Annotated in this window: 11 protein-coding genes; 7 read left to right on the forward strand and 4 right to left on the reverse strand. The window is 57.0% G+C overall.

Annotated elements, in window-relative coordinates; all coding sequences use genetic code 11:
- Positions 1-536: 536 nt before the first annotated feature.
- The 6 genes from BLS30_RS01260 to BLS30_RS01285 all read left to right on the forward strand — a co-directional run bounded on the left by BLS30_RS01260 (position 537) and on the right by BLS30_RS01285 (position 10,831).
- The gene (locus tag BLS30_RS01260) at positions 537-1,223 is read left to right on the forward strand and encodes a CBS domain-containing protein (RefSeq protein WP_046478128.1); all 687 of its coding nucleotides are present in this window, start codon (positions 537-539) and stop codon (positions 1,221-1,223) included.
- Between the two features lie 545 nt (positions 1,224-1,768).
- The gene (modA, locus tag BLS30_RS01265; protein ID WP_425284133.1) at positions 1,769-2,545 is read left to right on the forward strand and encodes a molybdate ABC transporter substrate-binding protein; all 777 of its coding nucleotides are present in this window, start codon (positions 1,769-1,771) and stop codon (positions 2,543-2,545) included.
- A 14-nt stretch (positions 2,546-2,559) separates the two neighbouring features.
- Positions 2,560-3,243: a molybdate ABC transporter permease subunit gene (modB, locus tag BLS30_RS01270; protein ID WP_046478127.1), complete on the forward strand. Its 684-nt coding sequence runs from the start codon at positions 2,560-2,562 to the stop codon at positions 3,241-3,243.
- Entirely contained in the window at positions 3,240-4,397 is a 1,158-nt protein-coding gene (modC, locus tag BLS30_RS01275) for a molybdenum ABC transporter ATP-binding protein (protein ID WP_244512339.1), read from the forward strand. The genes modB and modC overlap by 4 nt, the downstream gene beginning before the upstream one ends.
- A gap of 291 nt (positions 4,398-4,688) precedes the next feature.
- Positions 4,689-6,530, forward strand: coding sequence for an autotransporter assembly complex protein TamA (locus BLS30_RS01280; protein WP_139165275.1), 1,842 nt, complete (start codon positions 4,689-4,691; stop codon positions 6,528-6,530).
- On the forward strand, positions 6,530-10,831 hold the full coding sequence (locus BLS30_RS01285) for a translocation/assembly module TamB domain-containing protein (protein WP_090226055.1): 4,302 nt from the start codon (positions 6,530-6,532) through the stop codon (positions 10,829-10,831). Before BLS30_RS01280 ends, BLS30_RS01285 begins: the two co-directional genes overlap by 1 nt.
- Here BLS30_RS01285 and BLS30_RS01290 read toward each other — a convergent pair.
- On the reverse strand, positions 10,825-11,505 hold the full coding sequence (locus BLS30_RS01290; protein WP_090226058.1) for a DUF6064 family protein: 681 nt from the start codon (positions 11,503-11,505) through the stop codon (positions 10,825-10,827). The genes BLS30_RS01285 and BLS30_RS01290 overlap by 7 nt on opposite strands.
- Before the next feature lies 1 nt (position 11,506).
- Complete coding sequence (locus BLS30_RS01295; RefSeq protein WP_090226061.1) at positions 11,507-12,436, reverse strand: aldo/keto reductase; 930 nt, start codon at positions 12,434-12,436, stop codon at positions 11,507-11,509.
- 259 nt (positions 12,437-12,695) lie between these two features.
- On the opposite strand from BLS30_RS01295, the gene BLS30_RS01300 reads away from it, so the two are divergent.
- Positions 12,696-14,045, forward strand: coding sequence for a hypothetical protein (locus BLS30_RS01300; protein ID WP_139165276.1), 1,350 nt, complete (start codon positions 12,696-12,698; stop codon positions 14,043-14,045).
- Here the strand turns inward: BLS30_RS01300 and BLS30_RS01305 are convergent.
- Entirely contained in the window at positions 14,042-15,415 is a 1,374-nt protein-coding gene (locus BLS30_RS01305) for a polysaccharide biosynthesis/export family protein (RefSeq protein ID WP_090226066.1), read from the reverse strand. The two genes, BLS30_RS01300 and BLS30_RS01305, sit on opposite strands and share 4 nt — an antisense overlap.
- Before the next feature lie 48 nt (positions 15,416-15,463).
- Positions 15,464-18,859: a trifunctional glycoside hydrolase family 18/polysaccharide deacetylase/glycosyltransferase family 2 protein gene (locus BLS30_RS01310; protein WP_090226068.1), complete on the reverse strand. Its 3,396-nt coding sequence runs from the start codon at positions 18,857-18,859 to the stop codon at positions 15,464-15,466.
- Between the last annotated feature and the right edge of the window lie 23 nt (positions 18,860-18,882).

Genomic DNA, 18,882 nt, shown 5'->3' on the forward strand with positions numbered 1-18,882 from the left:
CGCTGTTGCCTTTGTCGGCGGACGAATGTACGCGGGCGAGTGTTCTGCACCACTTTTTGTAGAGCTCGGCGTACTTCTTGTTATTCCAGCGGTCTACCTCACACTTATGTACTTGACTTTTATCAGTCAGGACTGAGCTGAAATTGTCTTAGCTTGAGAAACGAGCGGGACGCTGGCCCGGGGGGAAAGCCAGCGTCCACTTTTGCTACAGGCCCCGGGGGGTGAGGGCTCGCCGCCGAGGGTGGGCGGCTTTGGTAGCCTTCACAACTTAAAGTATTGTTGGCGGACGAGATTTGACACGCATCAAAACTTGATGCGGCATGTTGGATTCGCGCTGCCGCATGATTAGTCTCCTGCGGCATCTGCGAGTCAGGCATTCTTCTTTCTTTTTGTAATTGCTTGTTTTTCTCCTGAAGCATCCCCTTCACCACCGCGTTTCCGTCCCCCGATAATCACGCCTCCATCTTGATGCGGATCAAGGCCAGACCCACGTCTTTTGGTAGGTACTATAGGGCATATAGCGACAGGAGGACGCCATGAAAGCTGCCGATATCATGACCACGCAGGTGGTTACTGCGAATGACGAGAGCCGCATCGCGGATGTCGCCAATTTGCTCCTGCAAAACCACATCAGCGCCGTGCCTGTCGTCGACGGCTCAGGCAAGTTGGTGGGTATCGTGAGCGAGGGCGATCTCGTCCGTCGCGCCGAAATCGGCACGCAAAGCCGCCATTCCTGGTGGCTGGAGATGTTTTCGAGCCCAGAGGCTTTGGCGCGGGAATATATCAAGGAGCACGGACAGCGCGCTCGTGACATTATGACGAAGAACGTCGTTACCGTCGGCCCTGACGCATCACTTGATGTGATTGCAAACCTTCTTGAAAGCCACCGGATCAAACGAGTTCCGGTCGTCGAAAACGACAAGCTCGTCGGCATCGTCAGCCGGTCTAATCTTGTCCGCGCTCTTGCGGCGGGAGCCAAAGACCTGCTCGCTACGGGCAATCCCGATGACGCCAATATTCGCGAGCGCGTGCTCTCCGGCCTCAAATCTGAACCGTGGTGCCCCTTCATGCTCAATGTCGTCGTACACAAAGGCCAGGTCGACCTTTGGGGTATCGTCAAAAATGAAGATGAGAAGAGGGCTGCGCGCATTGCCGCGGAAGTCACGCCCGGCGTTGTTGCGGTTCAAGACAAGCTTGTGATCAGCCCGCCGAGCTACGTCTGAAACCTAACTTACTCTTCCAGCCCGTCTTCGAGTCATCCGGAGCGTCACAGATGGGCTGGAAGTGGTCTGACGCTTTTCGTTAGACTTGAGCGGTCCCCACTCTTTTTCTTACCGTTTCCAAAAATCGGTCCACGCTGACTGTGACTTCTGCGCGAGATCGTCAGGCAGGCTACTCCGGGTTCTCGGCAGGGACCGATTGCGCCGACGCTTCGTGGCAACGAGTTTGGTCTGGCGGGGACAGATGGTCGTGTCGATGCCGTATCGACGGTAACGCTTGAGAGAGCGACCTACGCCAGCTGAGACAACGCCGCTTCTCGTTCAAACTCCTTGTTAGGCATCCTCCTCCTTTGTGCCGCTGGAGCATCCTGTGATGCGACAGCTTTCTTGGGCACGTCGATGATATGACGATTGCCGATGAATTTGTCCTGCCGATAGACGGCCACACTATCAATCGATATTTCCCGTTGAAAATAAAGCTTGCACCAACGGGGCCCAGACGGATATGAGCGGTATGTCTGATTGAAAATAACGGAGGGAGACTCTCGATGCCCCAATCACCACTTCGTACGCGCATATGGTCTGCGGCCACGTGGTTCCCCGCAGTCCTGTTTGCCGTCATGCTTTCAACGGTTGCGAAGGCTGCGGACGTGAAGGTCGCAGTGGCGGCCAATTTCACCGAAGCCGCCAAGGAGATTGGGTATCTATTCGAGAAGGAGACCGGGCACAAAGCGGTCTTCAGCTTCGGCTCCACCGGTCAGCTCTACACGCAGATCACTCAGCAGGCTCCCTTTGAAGTCTTCATTGCCGCCGACCAAGCGCGTCCTGAAAAGGCGGTGAAGGAGGGCTTTGCCGTTCCGGACAGCCGCTTCACCTATGCGACCGGGAAAATCGTCCTATTCAGCAAAAACCCGGATTTTGTGAAGGGCGAAGCGACACTCAAGGACGGGAAGTTCAACAAAATTGCCATCGCCAATCCCAAAACCGCACCTTACGGCGCTGCCGCAGTCGAAGCGATGAAAGCTCTTGGTGTCTACGATGATCTTTCCGATAAGATCGTACAGGGCAATAATATCGCCCAGACGTATCAGTTCGTAGACAGCGATAACGCCGAACTCGGCTTTGTTGCGCTCTCACAGGTGGCCGCCAAGACGGAAGGATCCCGCTGGATTGTTCCAGAAGATCTGTACGCCACGATCGCGCAGGACGCCGTCCTGCTAAGAGGTGGTGAAAAGAACGAAGCAGCTGTTGCTTTCGTGAAATTCCTGAAAGGCCCCAAGGCGCTCGAAGTTAAGGAGAAATTCGGGTACGGCGCGGGTAAGTAAAGGCGCTCTAACGCATGCTCGATCTTGGGGAACTGTGGTCTCCCATCCGGCTCACGCTAGAACTCGCGGCTATCACGACGGTGATGCTGCTCATCATCGGAACACCCATCGCGTGGTGGCTTGCTCGTTCGAAGGCGCGGTGGAAGGAGGCGGTGGCGACTGTTGTCGCTATGCCGCTCGTTCTTCCGCCGACTGTGCTGGGTTTCTATCTTCTCGTTACGCTGGGGCCCAACGGCCCCGGCGGTTGGCTGGCCGGGTTGGCAGGGGGGCGGTCTCTAGCCTTTACCTTCGAGGGGTTGGTAATCGGATCGGTGATCTACTCCATGCCTTTCGTTGTTCAGCCGATCCGCAACGCGTTCGAAGCATTCGGAGAGCGGCCGCTCGAGGTTGCAGCGACCTTGAGAGCGACACCATGGGATACGTTCTGGTCGGTGGCCGTTCCGCTTGCTCGCCCCGGCTTTATGACGGGCGCCGTTTTGGGATTTGCCCACACGGTGGGGGAGTTCGGCGTGATACTTATGATCGGTGGCAATATTCCAGGAGAAACCAAAGTCCTGTCGGTCGCGATCTATGATTATGTCGAGACCTTGCAATGGACGGAGGCCCACATCCTTGCGGGGGGCATGCTGGTCTTTTCCTTCAGCGTGATCCTGACCATGATGGTGCTGGAAAAAAGGATGGGGCGGCCGGGATTGTGAACGCTGGTGAAGCTCGCATAGACGTCGCCTTCGCGGGCACGCTCGGAGCATTCTCTCTCGATGTCTCCTTCCAAGCCCCCACGAAGGGCATCACCGCGTTATTCGGACCCTCGGGGTGCGGAAAGACAAGCGTTCTGAGGTGTATGGCCGGGCTTAATCGGCTGACGGGAAAACTCACGGTCGGCGACGAAGTCTGGCAAGATGACGCGACGAATACCTTCCGCAAACCCTATGACCGACCGATCGGGTATGTATTCCAGGAAGCAAGCTTATTTCCACATTTGTCCGTCCGCTCCAACCTTCTTTTCGGAGCGCGGCGCGCCTCAAAAAAAGCCAACGCAAACGCATTGAAGTTCGACGATATTGTCGCTCTGCTTGGCATCTCGCATCTGCTTGAGCGGGCGCCATTGGCTCTTTCTGGCGGTGAACGTCAGCGCGTTGCCATCGGCCGCGCGCTTCTCTCCCAACCCCAACTTCTGCTCATGGATGAGCCGTTGGCGGCGCTGGACCGCATGACGAAGGAAGAAATCCTTCCTTACCTCGAAGCTTTGCACGAAAGCCTGCTCATCCCGATCGTGTATGTCAGTCACGATATCACGGAGGTGGAGCGCCTAGCCGATACACTCGTCCTCTTGCAAGACGGCCGCGTTGTTGCGGCTGGGCCGCTTTACACGCTTCAGTCCGATCCCGAGTTGCCTCTCCTACAAGCTCCGGAGGCATCGGTTACCATCGAGGGGCAGGTTATGCGGTTTGATGAAACCTACACCCTCACGACCTTAGCCGTTGCGGGCGGAGAATTGGTGGTGCCCGGCCATCAGGGCGCGGCCGGCGGTCTTCGGCGCCTGCGTATCAGCGCGTCAGATGTAAGTTTCACTCGAGTTATCCCGCGCGAGACGACAATTTTGAATTGCTTGCCCGCCCGCATTCTCTCGATCACAAGCCATGGTGGTGGCAACGCCGCACAAGTCAACGTCATTGCCGGACTCGGGGAGGATGGCAACGGCGCGCGTATCGTCGGCCGCATTACCCGCAAATCCAAAGAAGCCCTCGAAATGGTCGAAGGCGCGCAGGTATTCGCGCAAATCAAGAGCGTCGCGTTGATCGCTGCGAAATCTGGCAGTGCTCTGGCCGCTCCGAATTCTCCCTCTCGCTAGAATTCGGCAAGGTTGATGGCTCTTCGACCACCCCACGCAGGACAACCTTGCGCCGCTTATGCTCAACCTAAAACTTGTGGTCTGTGGATCGGTACCGCGCAGCAGGGCCTGTGCACAGTCAACAAGCTCAAAACATTGATAGAATCAGTTCCCCTTGTATAGTGGCTGTGCACAGAGTCGTTGTGCAGGTGTATTTGCGTAAAGACCTGAAAACAAACGCAAATCGGATCACTATTGTTCTCTTCCTTTTTCAGATTGACCCGCGTTTTGGGGGCAGTAGCGCTGCTGCTGATGTTGTCTACGGTTTATGCACATGCCGTGGACCTTTTTGGTGTGTCACTTATCGGTGAACAGAATGCTGTACCGGAGGGGGCGCTGGCTTATACGGCGGCCATCGAAATCGATGGAGAAGACCGCAGCCTCAAAGACAAACTCTCGCAGATTTCCCTGCTCGTAACGAACGCCAAACAAGGCGCGGCTGATACCGGCGCTCTTGCCGCACGTGCCCAGGCTGATATCGAACAGCTAACCGCAGCGCTCTACGCCGAAGCGCACTACGGCGCGAAAATTGATGTTCGCATCGCTGGCATTCCTCTCGGCACCTTCAACCCGGACGCAATCGAAGCAACACCGTCAGCTCCCATCGTTGTCCAGATAAGCATCGCGCCGGGGCCGGTTTTCCACTTTGGGCAGGTGGCTTTCACACAAACCGCCCCGACCCGCGCTCAACCTCCGACAGAGCCCGAGTTCTACAAACTTGTGCGTGGCGCGCCTGCACGGTCGGATATCATCATCACTGCAATTGACCGGTTTGTGGAGGAGTGGCGCCGGGCCGGATATCCTTTCGCCCGCGTTGCGCAGAAGGACATCCGCGCCGATCACGCACGCTCCATGGTCGACCTCCATGTTGCCGTCGATCCCGGCGCACCGGCTGTCTACGGCTGGATTAGTGTTGTCGGTACGAAGGACATGAGTAGCGACACCATCGCAGACCAAAGCGCGCTGAGGCCCGGGCAACGCTTCGACCCGAAGGATCTCAAGACAACGCGGGAGCGCTTGCGCAAGCTTGAAGCCGTCGAGAGCGTCCGCATTGTTGAGGGTGAAAACGTCGACGCAAGCGGGGGCATTCCGATCACGCTCGATGTCACCGAACGCAAACCTCGTTTTTTTGGCGCGACCGCTTTCGTTTCCACGCTCGATGGCGCGGAAGTTGGAGCCTTCTGGGGACACAGAAACCTATTCGGCGAGGGTGAGCGACTGCGCGTGGATGGGTCAGTCTCACGGCTCGGTGCCGATTCTATTGATCAGCTCCAGTACAACGCCGGCGCTGTGTTCTCGAAGCCGGGCATTCTCGATATCGACACGGATCTCTTTCTCGAATTTCGCTTTGAGCGGGAAGCCCCCGATACGTACGACAGTTATTCCGGACGCATTAAGGGAGGGCTGTCTCGCCGGTTTGACGACCACTTGTCTGGAACGATCGCTTTGGAAGGACGTCAGGCCTACGTTGAGGATGCGTTCGGCGACCGGGACTTCACCCTTATCTCCCTGCCAACAGAGATTGATTACGATACACGCGACAACAAACTCGACCCGGCAAGCGGCGTGCACATCTTCTTACGCGGTGCACCTACGGTCGACGTGGCCGGGGGAAATGCGTTTGTCGAGAGCCGTGCCCAACTCGCCAGCTATCTTGCGCTTACCGAAGAACGCCGCGCTATTCTTGCAGGTCGGGTTGTCGTCGGCAGCGTTGCTGGCGCCTCCCTGATCGATGTCCCGGCAACGTCGCGATTTTTTGCAGGTGGCGGCGGCTCGGCTCGCGGTTACGAATATCGCAGTCTCGGACCAGAATACCGCGGCGAAGTTACTGGCGGCCTCGCGCTTGCCGAGGCTTCGGCTGAGTTGCGGCTCCGCGTGACAGAAACAATTGGGCTCGTGCCGTTCATCGACGTTGCAGCGGTTTCTTCCGAAAGCACGTTCGACTTTTCGGATCCCCTTTATGTCGGCGCGGGGATTGGACTGCGCTATTTCTCGGCTATCGGGCCGATCAGGCTCGATGCTGCCGTGCCCCTGACCGAACGCGATGACCGTCCGGGCTTTGGCCTGTATGTCGGTCTCGGGCAGGCGTTCTGATGCGCCGTGCCGCCATATGGGCCGGCCGGATCCTCGCCGGATTCATTGTTGTCGCTCTGGTGACATTTCTGACGCTGATGACCACCACGGGGCAGCGTTTTGCGCTACGCATTGCCGAATACGCCATCGCTTCGGCGGACGGCGGCGTTACTTTCGGCACGCTTGAGGGATCGCTGCTGTCGGAAGGCCGCATCGACCGTATCGGCGTTCAGGACCGGGATGGAACTTGGCTCGACGTTCGCAATGTCGAATTCTCCTGGCGCCCCTTGGCTCTGATCCACGGACGCTTGGAAATCCTCAATCTCACGGTTGGGATGGTCGATATTCAACGCACTCCGTTACCCGCGTCTCAACACTCAACCAATTCGACCTCATCGGATTCTTCGCTCGTCGCGCTTACCGCACAGCGATTAGAAATCAAGGAGATCGTGCTCCGCGAGGCTACAGATGTTCCGGCTCGCCTTCATGTGTCCGGCCGCGCAGACCTCGTTGATCTTGAGCGTGGGCTCTCTGCTCAGATCAAGATCAGACGGCTCGATGTACCCGGCGGCAAATTAGAGGCGCACTTATCCTACCGTCCCGACAAGCGCTCTCTTGATCTGGTCGCGCAGGCTTCCGAACCGGGGCGAGGGCTCGTGGCGACGCTGCTCGACATCCCTGGCGCACCACCGCTCAGCTTTGTTTTCAATGGCACTGGTTTGTTGGACGCATGGCGTGCGCAGTGGTCAATGGCGGCGACGGACCAGCCGTTTGCGGCGGGTACGGTTCAGATCGATCGAGACGGCGAACGCCATCATCTCGATGCGCGCTTTGAGGGATATCTGCAAGCTTTCGTCCCGCCAGCGCTTTCCAGCTTACTTGCCGGAAAAACTACAGGCACGATCAAGGGAGCCTGGGCCGGGATTAAGCGATTTGATGCTGAAAGTGTTCTGCTCGCGAGCGACGCGTTGCGCGTGACGGCTGCTGGTGGATTTGAACCGGACGAAGGTTATGCGTTTGGGCGTCTTGATGCGCGTGTGACGCGGGCTGACGGTCAAAACGTTCAGATCGCGCTCGGCCCGGACGCTCCGCTCTCTTTTCGTGATCTCGAAGTTCATCTCTTGCTGCCCGAGACGAAGTCAGAGCGCCGCGTCGAGACCTCGCTCATTGCCAAAGATCTGGCTGGCGATTGGGGGAGCCTTGAACGCCTGGACGTTACAGGCCAAGGCATCCAGCAACACCCGGCTGGCGAGTCCGAACTCGCGCTAGGGCGTATCGACGTACGCATAGTTCCGCAGGGCCTTCAGCCGCTCACGCCGGGTCTTTCAGATGTAATCGGCCCAACTCCAGAAGCGCAATTGACGGGCAGCTTATCCTCAACTGAAGGAAAGATTGACGGTTTACGTATCGTCACATCCGCTGGTGTTGTTCGGGGACGCGGCACGTTTAAACGAGGCATCCTGTCGGCCTCCGCTGAATTGGAGGCCCAAGATCTCTCCAAAACGTCCGCACTTGCCGGGCAACCACTTGGTGGGCAGATCACCGTACAATCCGAGATATCATTTACGCCGAGCACCGGTTCCTTTTCCGTTGCGCTCGATGCAACGGGCCAGGACCTTGCGGCCGTCAATCCAAGTTTCGCCAAGGCACTAAAAGGAACGACGCGCCTTTCAGGAAAAATCGACGGTGCGACGTCGGGCAAACTTACCATCAACGATGTGTCACTCACCGCTGCGGGTTTGAACGGCCGAGCAAGCGGCGCAATCGACGACACCAAGGTCGACGTGAATTTCGAGGCCCAGGTCGCAGATTTGTCTTCGCTCGACAACGCACTCAAAGGACAAGCGCGGCTCATCGCACAGTTGAAGGGGCCGCGAAACGGCTTCACCACGAATATCTCACTTGATGGGCAAGGGGTCACACTGCACGGACAGCCAGTGACCAGCCCGACCGCTAAGTTCGCGGGGCAGGGTTCATTTGCGGCACATGCCGGTACATTCACCATTGGTGCGCAGATTGCGAAGCGCGCTTTATCCGGGCATAGCAGGCTCGCCTTTTCGGCGGACGGTGCTACGGCTGTCGACGATTTGAGGATCTCGTTTGGGGCGATACAGGCGCAAGGCAACATCCTCACGACAGCAAGTGGCGTACCCATCGGCAAGCTGTCGGTTACCGCACCGTCACTTTCCGACCTGTCGGTGATTATGGGCAAGCCCGTTGAAGGTGGGCTTGCCGCGCACCTGGAGCTTTCTGAAAACTCCGGCACCCCCGCCGTTGTCTTGCGGGCGGAAGCTGATCGTGTCCGTTACGAGGGCATGCAGCTGCGCGGCTTCAAAGCCGTTGGTAGTGCGCAGAACTATCTGGCAGCACTGCAGGTCAATGCTGAACTCCGGCTGCAGGATCTTACGACCGATGGACTGAACGTGAGTGACGTGCGCGTTGATGCGCACAACACAGAGAACGCTTCAGTTCGTGTGACCGGAGCGGGCACCATCAATGGCGGAACCTTCCGTCTTGTCAGCGGACTTACCCAGCGCGACACGGCTTTTGATGTCGCGATTAGCGAGGCTGAGTTAAGGAAGGGCGCGCGCTCACTCCGCCTCAAGACTCCTACGCAAATCTCTATAGCTGATGGCGCAACCAAACTTCAGAAGATCGCGATCTCGGCAGGAGACGGCCTCATTGAGATCGCGGGAGGCACGGGGCCAGACGCTCTCGCTTTAGACGTTGTTCTCAAGGCCGTTCCCGCGAATATTTCCGATGCCTTCACTGAGGACCTCCGACTTGAGGGCGTCATTGACGGGAGGGTTGCTGTACGCGGCTCATCGGCTTCACCCGTCGCAGAAACGAAGCTTAGTTGGCGCAATGCCTCGGCAGGCCCCAGCCGAGCGCAGCACCTGCCTCCCGTTAACATCGACCTGACGGGCCGGTTTGCCGGCCAGAAGGCGAGTGGTGTCGTTACGGTTCGTGGACCCGATCGCCTTCAGGTCAACGTTGATGGGTCCGCCATAACCAATGACCGGGGAGAGGTTAAGGCTCAGATCACGGGCGACCTTCCACTAGCTTTAGCGAACGGGATTTTAGGAGCGCGGGCGACACGTGTTGGTGGCCGCGCAACCCTTGCGGCTGAGGTTGGTGGCACCATCGCAGCGCCAGCAATTGCAGGCTCGCTTAGTCTCGCCAACGTTACGGTGGATGATCCCGGAACGGGCCTGAAACTAACGGATACCAAGGGGATCGTCCGCTTCACCCAAAGCAAGATCTCCATAGAAAAGCTCGAAGCCACGAGCGCCAAGGGCGGCACCCTAAACGCCAACGGTAATGTTGTGATCGACGGTAGCGCTCCTGTCGACATTCAACTTGCCCTCGGCTTGTCGGGCTTCAAGTTTGACGATCGCCAGCTCATGGCTGGAGAGGTGGACGGGGCTCTGGATATTCGCGGCACGCCCTCGGCCCTCACGGCGGGCGGAACGATCTACATCAAGCGTCTCGATGTCACCGTGCCGAACCAATTACCACGTTCCGTTTCCGAACTTGAGCTGAAGCATGTCAACGCGCCCACCCATATTCAAAAGCGTGAAAAGGCGCGCTCGGGAGAGGGTAGCGAAGGCGAACCCATGCACGTGGCGCTCGACATCCGGATCGAGGCCGCAAACAGGATATTCGTTCGCGGCCGCGGGCTGGATGCGCAGCTTGGCGGCGATTTGCGATTGCAGGGAACCGCGGCCCGCCCCATGGCTGTCGGTGCGTTCGCCATGGAGCGGGGGCGCTTGGCCATTCTCGGCCGGCAGCTTGACTTCAAACGTGGCAACCTCGACTTCAACGGCTCTGTCGAGCCGCAGCTCGATATGGAGGCGTCCGGGCCAGCCGGAGATGTGACGGTCATCGTTTCTGTGACGGGCGCGGCATCCAAACCGACTTTCAATTTTTCATCCATTCCGGAGCTCCCCGAAGACGAAGTCGTGGCGCGCTTCCTTTTCAACAAAGAACTGGCAGGCCTTTCGCCGCTGCAGCTCGCACAACTCGCAAGCGAAATCGACAAAATCGGTGGGTTATCGAGTGGCCCCAGCGTCCTCGATCAACTCAAGAGTTCGGTTGGTATTGATGTACTCGACGTTGGGACCGATCAAAATGGCGGAGCAACGGTATCGGCTGGCAGCTATGTCGACGAGAAGACCTATATCGGCGTGCGCGGGGGCACATCGATGGATTCAAGCCGCGTCGTTATCGACCATGATTTAACGAAGTCGCTTAAAGCACGCGGCGAGGTCGGCGCCGACGGGAACAGCAAGGTCGGCATTGGGTTCGAGTGGGACTACTGAGATTGGTCAGTGCTTCTCGGCAGAAAGATTGCCATGAGCGCTATGATCAAAAGTCCCGGCGCGAGAAAGAAATCTGCCCGCTCGAGGGTCCATAACGTCAGCGCTGTAAAGATACACCAAGCGGCAGGAATGACGGCTGCCAGAAACCGTAATCTACCGCTCAGCAGCGCTACGCCTCCAAGTGTTGCGACCGCTGTTGGATCCGGAGTGAGCCCGAAGACCTGCGCACCTTCGAAGCTCAAACCGAAGGCTGCCTCGAATAACGGATACAAGAAAAGGCCGCACACGAGGACGGCCAAGCCAATGCTAAAGGCCAATCTGTTCTTGCGCGGATCGACCAGACCAACCCGCTCGGTAAACGAGAGCAGGATCAACATTGCTCCCTCTAGTCCGGCCACAGGGGCGATGTACGCGCCCAGCCAATTGATTGTTTCGTAGCGTCCGAGGAAGAATATGGACGCCACTGAGATCCACGCTGCTCCGAGAATTGCAAAAGCTGCGCGTGAACCCGATAGTGTCCCACGAAGCGTCAGTGCCAAAACGGCAACGCTACCCACCAGCGCGGCAAGCTGCCAGGGCCACATATCTCGATTGAGCAAAACGAATAAACGCTCGTAGACCTGCGGTGAGAACAGCAGGAAATCGGAGAGCGAATAGCTGGACCAATCCGCCACCTCATAGCTCCGCTACGTAATCGGTTATGGCTTTGCGCATACCCTCATCCGGCAAGCGTCCTGCTGCGGCCGCGAGGTTTTCTTGGACGTGCGGGACACGTGTGGTTGCAGGAATCGCACATGTGATCGCGGGATGAGAAATGATGAATTTCAATAGAAGCTGCGGCCACGTACCGGCATCGATCTCGGCAGCGAAGGGCGGCAACGGCTTACCGGAAAAGCGCTGGATCAGGGTTCCCCGCTGGCATGGCCTGTTCACAATCACAGCAATTCCGCGTTCGCGCGCCAGCGGCAGAATACGTTGCTCAGGTTCACGGTCGAGCACGTTATAGGTCAATTGTACGAAGTCGATATCATGATTGGCCAGGATATCTTCGAGGTCCTCGTGCCGGCGGCCATGGGATGTTGTGACCCCAACGTAGCGGATTTCTCCGGACGCCTTCTTCTTTTGCAGCATGTCGATATGCGCGCGCCAACTAAGCAGGTTGTGCACTTGCATGAGATCCATCGTTTTGAGCCCCCACAAGGCGCGCGTTTCCGCGAACTGTGATGCTCCTTCGGAGTCATAAGACGTCCAGATTTTATCCGCAGAGAAGATGGGATTTGGGAGGCTGAGTTTCTTGAGGGCGTAACCTATGGTCGCTTGGGACGAGCCATACATCGGCGACGAATCGATAAGCCGTCCTCCGCTTTCATAAAAAGCGGCGACTACGTCCGCGCATGTATCCAGAAGTACGGGATCGTTGCCGACATTGAACGTGATCCAACTGCCAAGTCCGACCACCGGGATGTCTTCCCCTGTTGAGGGGATGGTCCTCGTAAGTGGCTTGGAAATCGGATCCGCGGACACTCGCGACGAACTCAACCCAGTGACGCTAGCTACCGCGGCCGCCCCAACACCTTGGAGGACAGTTCTGCGTCCGATCAACATCGTACCTTGCCCCCTCTCAATACTCCTATTCGCCTCATGCCCACAGGATTATGGCGATGACCTGAAATGCTTGAGCGAGCGATTGCTTGGGATATGGGCCCCAAACCTACGTTCAACAATCCCGTAATGGAGGTTTGGTGAGCGTCCCAAACCGTCCGTTTAGAAAGTCGGCAAAGATGCTCCGAGGCCACCCGTAATCCGCTATATTGCATGAATGTACGCGCGAAAGTTCCTGTGTCAGACGGTTCGGTGGCTTCCGTTGGTTGGCGCCATCTTTTTATTCGTTTCGCCCATCGCATTAGCCGAGCAGTCTGATCCCATAATTTTACACGTCGATCGCACGCCAGTTCGTGTCGGTGCGTACTCGACGTTTGCTGAGTTGCGTGAACCACTACGACAAGCCCTGATCGATTGTCACCGCAAAGAGGCCGTTCAGGAGCTTGATCGGGAGGAGAAAGGTATTTTCAGCCTTAGAACCGCTCATGCCATTCGGACGCTCGCCGCATGTCCGAACTTCAAACAACTGCAGATGTCCCGCGAAGCAGTCAAAGGCACGTTGACGGTTTCCGTTTGGAACGCCCTTCTTAAAAGCACGCCCGTGCCGAACCTCGAAGACAAGATCGAGGCTATGACGCTCACATTCGAAGCAACCGACTTCGGGCGGAAACCAGAATGGAACTTTTGCCAGGATAGCCCAAACCCGTTAGCGGTTGCGGCCTCCCCCGAAGACTCATCTCTTGCGTGCCGCAACTCGACAGATCCGTGCTCGATGTTGACCTGGGGCCCCCGCGGGGCGACGGCGGGGCAGGGCCGGGAGTTGCAGTGGATCGTCGGTAATGCGACAAGGCGAAACACAAGACTGACCCAGCAAGCTTTCGGAACTGAGTTCCCAAATGTCTTACGGTTTCTAGAGCTTGTCCCCCCGCCGATTGAATCCTGCGACGGGACCTCTCCGCTCGAACACTTTATGTGCGCGGTGTGGGTCGATCCCATGCGCAGAAAGATTTGGGAGGATGGCCTAACCGAGCTCGGGCGTCATCAGTCGGTTCGCGATACCTATCGTCAAGTGTACGCGCGCGAAGATTTCGATGGCTATAAGATCAAATCCTATATCGATCTCTGGAGGTCGGTCGGACTTGAGCCCACCGAGTTGGACTACGCGTTCTTTCATGATCGGGCGACGTTTATCGGCGCCCCGCCAGACAGCGCAGATATAATGCCGAGCCTTTTAAGCTGCATCGAGACGCAGGACAAAGCCGCCACCCGCAACGCTGCAACGCGCCGATGTCTCGCCCAGCTTCATCCCCATCCAACGATGCCACAGGATCGGCTTGCGAGAGACGTGGCCTTTTATATCGATGCCTTTCCCAGCGGCGCGCGATCCGCCAAAGAGGTCCGGAGTTGGAACCATCACATTCCGATAACGGCCGTTCGTACCTTTGGCCTTTCGGATACTGAGTTGGCCGATCTCGCAGGCCTCCTTACGACCGAAGCAAACGATATCGAGGCTCCCAAGTTTCACAGCGACGCATTGACTGATTTCGAGCTGGAATGCCCAGCCCGAATTCGGCAGCCGGATCGCTCACCTGCCAATACTCGCGGCGACTAGCGAACCACTCGCCCCAACATTGCGGTACCAGGGCGAGCCAGAAGCTGAACCTTCAAGAGATCTCCAGGCCTGAGTTCTGTGAGTTCACCGCCAACGATTTCGTGCGTTCCGTCAACACTCCGGCGCAGGATGGAAAATTGGGTTACCTGCTTTTCCGTGTAACTTGATACTCCTCCATCAAATAGCCCGAGAATTCGCATGCTTGCGGATGCATTGGCGCTTTCCTCGACGAGTTGATCCTCTGCCGACTGGATCTCCCGCTCTAGATTGATTTGCTCTTCCGTTTCGATCTTGGATTTTTCATTGATGGATTGCGCGCGCCGGTCTTCGATCTGAGCGATCAGCGCGTTAACCTCCGTAAGCCGTTCTTGCACGTCGCTGAATTCGCTCTTTGCCTGAAGATACTGATAGGCATTGCCAGAGCCTCGCTTGGCGAGATCCTTGAGCATATTGGCTCGTTCGAACTTGCTATCCGAGTTGGATCGGATGTGCGTGATACGTTCGCGCTGTGCGGCGAGCTCTCGTTCGGCGGACTCGATCGTGGTGTCCAAGCTCGAAAGCCGCAATTTTCGCTCTGCAACAGCCAGCTCACGGATATGTTCCACTTCGGCAACGAGCTTTTCAGCGTCGCTTCCCGCCAGCCGCACAAGTCGGTCGGAAGGCTTTGGTTTTGTTTCAGCCCGCTCAGCCCTCAACACGTCAAGTCGCGCAAGTAGTTTTCTTTGTTTCTGAAGAGAAAGTTCAAGCCTCTGATTTTCGCGCACGAGATCGTAAATGTCGGATCTGTTGCCTATGTTGATTCCGCCGGCTTGCGCGATCGCGTGAAGCACGGTCATGCCGGAAGAAAAATCGTAGGTGCCCGGCTTCGCAACACTACCCAGAATGTAAATCGGCTCATGGTTGAGTATCGTGAGGCTTACCCGTGCGTTCTTGGCGAACAGCGTTTTGTAAGCCTCCTGGAGCTGCTGCTGCGCGGCAAGGTAAGTCTTTCCAGCGATCTTCTGCGGCCCCATGATTGGGAGCATGATGTCGCCGTCCAATTGGACGGTATATTCGCCTGAAAGTTCTGTTCGTTCCACCAGGTTCAAAGAGCCTAGGTCTTGGTCGGCGGCGACGCCGCCAATCTGCTCCAAAAACAGGAGCTTCAAGTTGTCCCCGAATGAAACCTTATCTCCACTAAGTTCGACAGCATCTGACGGCGTCCCATCAATGGGCGGCCCCGCGGCTTTCGCGTAAGGGCTTGCGATGGATCCCAGAACCAGAATCGTTGTGAGTAAGGATAGCCCGCGGCTCAAGCGTGCGAAATGAGCAAATCTAGCGCGCAGTGTTGAGCGAGAGCCGCAGTGCGTGCAATACTTACGTGAATACATTTGCAACTCCTGCAATCAATCAAAAACGGACACAGCTTGCGCAGGGCGTCAGGCCGGCGCTGCCGCTTCAGACATGGGGACCGGTCGGCGCGCAATTTCCTGCACGTTTCCGGTCCTCAGCAATTTACCCCATCCCACAAACTGCCCCTTTATAGCGGCGAGCAGCGTGCGAATGGCGACGGCATAAAGAAGTTGCCGATAACAGAACCGCTGAATGAATATCAGCGGAAAGAGCGACCATGCCCGCCTCTCCCCGTTGAGGCGAATGGCCAACGCCGCAAGGACGGCATCGATGCTTTGGAACACCGCCCAATAAACTGACACCTTGATCAGGCTGTCAGAAACGATCAAACCTCCAGTTAGAACCCACTCTCGTAGCCCTACGAGCAGCGTCATCACCAACAGTAAGTCCATGATTGGCGCCAAGAGCGTAAACAGGAATTGGAAGATGATAATATTTGGAATGGTGATGAATCTTACGCCGGGCGCTGAGCGGTCCTTCAATGCTCCGCGATGCTTGAAAGCCACTTGAAGCGTTCCGTACATCCAGCGAAAGCGTTGCTTCAGAAATGCCCGAACCGTCTCCGGTGCTTCCGTCATCGCCACGGCTGCGGGCTCGTAGAGAACCTTCCAACCTCTGCGTTCCAGCGCGACCGTAGCGTCAGCGTCTTCGGCAAGTGTATCGTGCGGGAACCCGCCAGCCTCGATGAGCCCCTCACGTCGCCAAGCCCCGATGGCACCAGGAACCACGCCGATAGCATTGAACCGCTCGAAAGCCCTTCGGTCGAGGTTCTGACTCGAGACATACTCCAGCGACTGGAACCGGGCCATTAACGATACCTCGTTACCGACTACGGCGCGGCCTGCTACCGCCCCGACATTGGGATCAACGAAATGGCGAACGAGCTTCTCGATAGCGCCCGGTTCGAAGATCGTGTCGGCGTCAAGTGCGATAACAATCTCAGCATTGGTCTGGCGCAGTCCGAAATTCAACGCCGCCGATTTCCCGCCGTTTTCTTTTTTGAAGACCTTGACGCGCCGCGTTTTCCAAAACATCCGGCGCACGACTTCCGCCGTTTCGTCGCTCGAGCCGTCGTCGATGACGATGATGTCGAACTTTCTCCATCTCGAGACGAGCAAAGAACGGATCGTCTTGCAGATCACCTTGTCTTCATTGAAAGCGGGAACGAGGATCGACAAGCTTTTCGGTCGCCACTTCAAGGCACGCCTATCTCTTTCGCGCACGCAATGATGAAGTGCGAAGACGATAATTACGGCCAGGCGCAAAATCCCGATCACTGCGGTAACAATCGCCAGGACCGGCATGCTCCGCACAAAAAAGGAGACCCAGCCCAGCCCTGTTCCGGTTAATTCTGCAAGGGCAACCGACATGATTCCCTTCGCATGGATGGACTGCATCACCTCGTCTCGCGAAACACCCAGAAGGTCGCTGACCAAGGCGAACTTGTAATTCCGTTTGTGAAGCTCATCGATAATCATCGGCAGCGCCGTGATCGTGCTTCGCCTACTACCGCCCGAGTCGTGCAGGAGCACGACCAGGCTTTCGTCGTCCTCCTTGCTCGCGATCTGTTTCAAGATCCGGTTTACGATTTGCTTTGACGTCGGATTGGCCCAATCATTGGGGTCCACAGTCACCCTTACATTGACGTACCCAAGCTTTGAAACAACATCGAGGACATCAAGCCCGTCCTGGTTGGTAAGCACATCGTCGATATTGTACGGGGCACGGAAAAGCGCTGTACGAATTCTCAGCTGGGATTCGATCACGTGTTGCGTGGCGTTGAGCTCAAATTCCGCTTCCGACGTGCTGCGGCCCGCAAGGTTTGGGTGTGTGAAGGTATGGTTGCCGATCTCGTGGCCCTCGGCATAGAGCCTCCACATCAGGTTTGGGTTTTGCAACGCGTTCTGCCCGATGATGAAAAACGTTGCGGGGACCTTCTTTTCCTTGAGGATATCCAGTACTTCAGGCGTATAGACGGCGTCCGGTCCGTCATCAAATGTCAGGGCGACGCGGCGCTGGTTTTTCTGGCCCCAGCTTTCGACCTTTCTGGATTTCGGAATATCGATAAGCTTTTCGTCGACAATCAGATTCCGCCTGGGATCAACCGTGATGTTACGCTTCCCGGGCTTGCGTTCATCGGAGATCGAGAACACAGCTCCCTTATCGTGATCGACGACGTCATTGGCTGGTTGAGGGACTTTGATGGGATCTAGGAGCTGCTCTTTCGGCAAATTCGAGCGACCAATTACATCCCAAACGCTTGGCTCCTCGAGGCCAAGGCGCCACAGTGAAATGCCTGCCGGATGGATGGATAGCGCAACCCGCCCCTGATTATACCCCGTCACGGCATCGAGAAGCCAAACAGTGTGCTTGGTCCTTCTGCCGTCTTCAAACATAAGATGCGGGTTGAGCGAGTTGGCATCAAACAACAGTTCCGCCCCGGACCTGGCCATTAAATCCCAGGCTGTTTGAATAGATATGCTTTGAGCAATCCCGGCGTCACTCGTGTCCTTTGCGTATGCGCCAATACCGACGATCAGCTTTGTGCGATCCAGCCTCCGGATCGCGGCATGCAGCTTGGCTTCAAACCATGATTGGGGCGCGAGAGGCTGCGCTGCTGGTGTAGCGTAAGTATCCTCATAAAGGGTCAGGAGCGCATAGTCGGCAATATTTGCAAGTTCCACATCGTGTGAGGAAACATCCGCGTTCGGCAGCTGAATGATAACCTTCCCCCCGGAGGTTCGCATCTCAGCGCGAAGGTCCGAGAGAAACGATGCGATCGCGTAGTGGCTTGAGCTCGGCATTTGGCCCGGTGCGAATGTGACACCCGAAAGATCGTGCGACCTTACAAACTCGCCGATCTGTCCCACGAGCCTGCGGCGCAGATCTGCCGACGCCAGGACCGCCGCCAACTTCCGGCCGACGAACTCCTCACTGATCAGTGGAAAAATTGCGAGATGAGGCGTGGTTTGGCGCATCCATTCTCTGAGAGTCGCAATGGAGGCAGAATTGCGCAATGCAATTTTACCATCTGGTGAGACAGCTCCTAGCCAGTCAACGATGATCGCGTCGAGATGAGATGCGTTCTCCTTCAATGAGCCAATACTGCGCGAATCGCCGGACTGGACAAATGCAAATCGCAGTGCGTTTTGAGAGAGAGAAGACGCCACAAACAGCGTCGGCAGTTGGGAGGTTACGTTCAGGCCGCCCGTCGTAGCCGGAGCTTTTGCGCTTAGTACATCTTCGACGACAGCTGCCGCGTGCTCTAATGACGGTAGAACCGGACTGTGGATCAGTGCGACAAGCAAACCAATAAGCGCCATCGTGGCCGCAATGATCAGCATGCCTCCAAACAGGTTCGTTACGCGTTTCCGTCGCCCTGTCGGGTCTGCGAAGATAGGGGTCGCCTGCTCGTTCATCATTTGCCACACACCAACAAGCCCCA

Origin of the sequence: Filomicrobium insigne, assembly GCF_900104305.1 — a bacterium.
In the GTDB taxonomy this organism is placed as follows: Bacteria; Pseudomonadota; Alphaproteobacteria; order Rhizobiales; family Hyphomicrobiaceae; genus Filomicrobium; species Filomicrobium insigne.

Coding starts and splice junctions, on each gene's coding strand:
- BLS30_RS01260 (WP_046478128.1), top strand. CDS start 537: ATGAAAGCTGCCGATATCATGACCACGCAGGTGGTTACTGCGAATGAC.
- modA (WP_425284133.1), top strand. CDS start 1,769: ATGCCCCAATCACCACTTCGTACGCGCATATGGTCTGCGGCCACGTGG.
- modB (WP_046478127.1), top strand. CDS start 2,560: ATGCTCGATCTTGGGGAACTGTGGTCTCCCATCCGGCTCACGCTAGAA.
- BLS30_RS01280 (WP_139165275.1), top strand. CDS start 4,689: ATGTTGTCTACGGTTTATGCACATGCCGTGGACCTTTTTGGTGTGTCA.
- BLS30_RS01285 (WP_090226055.1), top strand. CDS start 6,530: ATGCGCCGTGCCGCCATATGGGCCGGCCGGATCCTCGCCGGATTCATT.
- BLS30_RS01295 (WP_090226061.1), bottom strand. CDS start 12,436: ATGTTGATCGGACGCAGAACTGTCCTCCAAGGTGTTGGGGCGGCCGCG.
- BLS30_RS01305 (WP_090226066.1), bottom strand. CDS start 15,415: ATGTATTCACGTAAGTATTGCACGCACTGCGGCTCTCGCTCAACACTG.
- BLS30_RS01310 (WP_090226068.1), bottom strand. CDS start 18,859: ATGATGAACGAGCAGGCGACCCCTATCTTCGCAGACCCGACAGGGCGA.